Genomic DNA, 4,092 nt, shown 5'->3' on the forward strand with positions numbered 1-4,092 from the left:
CCTTTTTTGTTACTTATTGGAGAAGTATCCAAGAAGCAAGTCCGAAGGGCGATGCTGATTGGTTAATACTTCCCATGCGATAGCGACCCAAGAAGCACACCGTTAGGGAGTGCTGATTGGTCAGTCGCGAACCGCTGGGGCAAGCCAAAAAGTAAGAGGGGAGGGAGCTATAGTGAATCGGCGATAAGGAAGGCTTTGCGAGTTTGATACGCACCGCGAGTGGTCTGTTTCGAAAAATCACTTCCTCCCTCCCCCTCCCCCCTTCCCTCACATTCCCCCGTACTTGGGGGCGGTGCGGCGTGGGGTGCGTTTTTTGGTGCGCAGAGGGTAGGCGAAGGTGAGTGCCAGCGCATCGGCGATGTTTGGTGAGGGGAGGCCTCTTTTTTTCATGGCGTCTTTGCTTTCTAGCTGGAGGAGGCCTTTCGAGTTGATGAAGGCTTCGGGCGCGGTGAGGTCGGCGATGAGGTCACGGCTATTGTCTATCTTGCCGCCTTGCTCGAGCCAGTCTTTCATATCGCTCCACATTTCGGCGCGCTTGTTGGCGTAGCCCTGACGGGACGGCTTGGCGGCGAAGGAAACGAGTCGCCAGTCGGTGCGGCCGAGTGTTTTGCCTGCGGAGTAGATGCCTGTGCCGTAGCCGAGGTCGATGAATACTGCTTCGGCGCGGTGTTCGTCTTGGTATCGTGCGATAAGGCCTGCCGTTTCCATGTCGTCTGTTTGTTTTGGCAGGACGGAAAGCACTGTTGACCAGATACCGCGTCTTAGTACGATGGCCATGGCGTCTGTTCCGCTCCATGCGGGGTCTACGCCGATGACGGCAGGGGCGAAGTCGTAGGCAGAGGTGGGGACAGTGCGGGCTGCGCTTGCTTCGGCAAGCTCGGTGGAGATGAGCTGTTTTTCGCTCGAGGAGGGAAAGAGGCCTCGGACACGTACGCGGATGAAGTCGCTGTTTTCGCCGTAGTCGGCGATCCATTCGGCGATCTGCTTGGCATCGCTGATGGTGACGGTGCGGCTGTCTATCTGCCTGTGGTGCCATCGTTTGCGAAAGCGGTGGAAGCAGTCGTAGAAGCGGCCGCTTTTTCTGGTGGGGTTGCCGAATACGCACCAGATGAGTTCGGTATCAACGTCCGTCATGGCGCCTTCGGTGACTTCCCAGATGGTGTCGGAGATGGCGCTGGCTTCGTCGAAGATGACGAGGATGCGGCTGCCTTGGTTGTGAAGACCTGCGAATGATTCGGGGCTGGCGTCCGACCACGGGATGGCATCGATGCGCCACGAGCGTTCGTGTCCGCAGGCGGCAGAGGCGAGGGCGTTGGCCGAGAGGGTGAAGAGGTGTTTGCCGATAAAGAGGCGGTACCACTTGGCAAGCTCTGCCCATGTTTTGGAGCGGAGCTGGGTCTCGGTGTTGGCGGTGATGATGCCGCGTGTGTCTTCGTGTGTCGAGATCGCCCAGAGGATGAGCCATGCGACGAGTGCGCTTTTGCCGATGCCGTGTCCGCTGGCGATGGCTTCGCGGACGGTCGCGCCTTCTTGGAGGCGTTTTCCGATAGAGCGGAGGGTGTCGGCTTGCCATTGTTCGGGGCCTTGTTTTTCGGCGAGGTCGCCTTGTCCCCACGGGAAGGCGGCGTAGACGAAGCCGAGCGGGTCGTGGGTGTAGTCGGCGAGAAATTCTGCCACAAGGCGGTCAGTCGGTGTTTTCTTTGGCATGGGCGGCTCTCTTTCGTGCGTCGCGCAACAGGTTTGCGATATCTTTTGTATCTTCGGTAGGTTCTTCGGCTTCGGCGAGCATGGCAAGGGCGGCGAGTGCGCCTTTGATGTCGGGCTTGTCGGCGTCGAGGGCGCGGTTTACGATCGTGCGGAGCGTGTCGGTGTACCAGTTCGCGTGCGCGGTCTGCGGTGCAGGGGGTGTGGCGGTCGGCGGTGGTGCGGTCTGCACGTTTTCCTGCGGCAGGTCTTTTGGCGATGGGGTCTGTCGCATGGTCGTCACTTCGCTTTCAAAGAGAAGTGCTTTGGGCGCGGGTCGATGAGGCGGTGGTAGACGGCGCAGGCGAAGGCGTAATGGAGGATCGCGCGTACGTGGTGGTAGTAGGTGCCTGTGGAGAGGTAGAGGGCATCGCACGTTTTCCAGTATGATTCGCCGTGAAATCGGCGGTGGGCTACTTCGCGTGTGATGACGTCGCCTGCTTCGCGGACGGTATCAAAGACGGTGAGCCAGATGCGCGGGTCTGTGATGGTTTCGTTTTGCCCGTGCCAGCGGATGGTGACGGATTCGGCAGGCTCGGCAAGGGAAGCTTCGACGGTGGCAGATGCGGTTTCTTCTGCTTCGGCAGAAGGGCTGCTTGCGATGGCTTCGACAGGTGCGCTTCCGTCTGCGGAAGGTGCGCTCTCCGATGTGGTGGCGTCCTGTTTGGAAGGTACGCCCTCTGCGGTGACTTCGCCTGCATATGCGCCCTCTGTGATGGCTTGTGCTGCCAAAGGTGCGCTCTCTTGTGTGGTGGCGTCCTTCGCGGAAGGTACGCCCTTTGCGGTGATTTCGTCTGCATATGCGCTCTCTTGTGTGGTGGCGTCCTTCGTGGAAGGTACGCCCTCTGCGGCGATCTCTTCGGCAGATGCGCTCTCGGTGGTGGTGTTTTTTGCGTCTGCCTTTTGCAGGGCATCGCGAATGAGGTCTTCTTGATGGAATCGTTTTTCGATGAGCTCAATGAGCTCGTCTTGTCGTTCGATGCCACGGGGAAGTTTTCTATTTGGAAGGGCTTTCGGTCTGTGTGCGTTTCTCACGGCGTTTCGCCTCCTTTCTCAGATAGAAGATCTCGCGGAGCAGGAAGTAGAAGCCGAGTGTGCCGATTCCTGCGAAGTAGCAGTTCATGAGGATCTCGATGAAGAATTGGTCGATCATGTGGGTCTCCTTTCTAAATGACGGCGAAGTCGCCAGTCGTCCGATACGATGCGGATGCCGTCCGTCATTTCGGCGATACGGCTGATGGTGCGTTTGCCGAGGCGGGCGGTGAGTGCGTCGATGGAGAGGTTCGTCGTCAGAATGGTCGTTTTGTTCATTTCGTAGCGTTCGTTGAGGAGGTTAAAGAGCTCGCTTTTTGCCCAGTCGCTGATGTGTTCTGCGCCGATGTCGTCGAGAACGAGGAGGTCGCAGGTCGCAAGCTCTTCTTTGATGCGGGCGGTTCGTTCGTTGTCGCCGAAGGCACTTTTCAGCGTGTCGAGCAGGCGGTTCGTCGTCATCAGTATGGCGCGGTGGCCGCGTTTGATAAGTGTGTGGACGATGGCACCTGCGAGGTGGGTCTTGCCTGTGCCGCAGCTGCCCGAGAGAAAGAGGCCGCGTGTGCCGGGAGTGAAATGATCGGCGAGGGCACGGCACGCTTGGTAGGCGGCTTTGTTGTCGTCGGTGACACGGTATGTGCTGAAGGTGCGCGTCTTGAAGCGGTCGCCGAGGTGGGACTGGCCGAAGAGCCGTTCGGTACGGCGGGCGATGCAGACTGCGTGATACTTTTCGCATCGACGAGTGACGGGGCGGATGATGCCGTCTTCGCGAATGAGCGTGCGCTGTCCGCAGGCGAGTACCTCATCGCCCTCTTTCGTGCAGTCGGCGCACGCCTTTTGGTCTTCCCATGCTCCGACGATCCAGTGACCGAGCCGCTCTTTTTCCTCCTCGGTGGCGTCAAGTCCGAGTGCATCCGAGGCCTCGTCAACGAGCGCGGCGAACGGGGTGCGATTTGCTTTTGTAAGGTGTAGTGGTGCTTTGTGTGATATAGAATTTTGTATTTCCGTCATAGTGGGGCTCCTTTTAGAGTGCTAAGGGGCTAACTTATCGGTTTATTCCTCTTAGCAATAAGCTATCATTAGCGTTCCACGCTTTTTGAAGCGGTGTAGTTCGTTATAGCGTAAGATATAGTCCGCTTCAACAGCGTGTGCCTTTTTTGTTACTTTTTGGGGCAAGCCAAAAAGTAAGAGAGGAGGGAGAAGCTGTCTGTTAAGGAAAAGCAGGCTTTGCGAGTTTGATACGCATGATAACACTCTCTTGAGGAAAACGCTCCTTCCTCCTCCCTCACTCCCCAAAGAATCCTTCTACCCAGCTTGTAG

General features: G+C 57.9%; 5 protein-coding genes. All 5 read right to left on the reverse strand.

What is annotated here, in order from left to right; genetic code table 11:
* Window positions 1-267: 267 nt before the first annotated feature.
* From IJN28_01510 to IJN28_01530, 5 genes are read right to left on the reverse strand one after another with little or no spacing between them, the layout of a single operon-like run.
* Window positions 268-1,707, reverse strand: a complete 1,440-nt coding sequence (locus tag IJN28_01510) for a terminase (GenBank protein ID MBQ6712450.1) — start codon at window positions 1,705-1,707, stop codon at window positions 268-270.
* Window positions 1,685-1,978, reverse strand: a complete 294-nt coding sequence (locus IJN28_01515; GenBank protein ID MBQ6712451.1) for a hypothetical protein — start codon at window positions 1,976-1,978, stop codon at window positions 1,685-1,687. Before IJN28_01515 ends, IJN28_01510 begins: the two co-directional genes overlap by 23 nt.
* Before the next feature lie 5 nt (window positions 1,979-1,983).
* Window positions 1,984-2,778 (reverse strand): hypothetical protein, encoded by a 795-nt coding sequence (locus IJN28_01520; protein MBQ6712452.1) that lies wholly within the window; start codon window positions 2,776-2,778, stop codon window positions 1,984-1,986.
* Window positions 2,741-2,896 carry a hypothetical protein gene (locus IJN28_01525; protein ID MBQ6712453.1) on the reverse strand — a complete coding sequence of 52 codons (156 nt, stop codon included), beginning with the start codon at window positions 2,894-2,896 and terminating at the stop codon, window positions 2,741-2,743. The genes IJN28_01520 and IJN28_01525 overlap by 38 nt, the downstream gene beginning before the upstream one ends.
* Complete coding sequence (locus tag IJN28_01530; GenBank protein MBQ6712454.1) at window positions 2,893-3,783, reverse strand: ATP-binding protein; 891 nt, start codon at window positions 3,781-3,783, stop codon at window positions 2,893-2,895. The genes IJN28_01525 and IJN28_01530 overlap by 4 nt, the downstream gene beginning before the upstream one ends.
* Window positions 3,784-4,092: the final 309 nt, after the last annotated feature.

It is taken from the genome of Selenomonadales bacterium (genome assembly GCA_017442105.1).
In the GTDB taxonomy this organism is placed as follows: Bacteria; Bacillota; Negativicutes; order RGIG982; family RGIG982; genus RGIG982.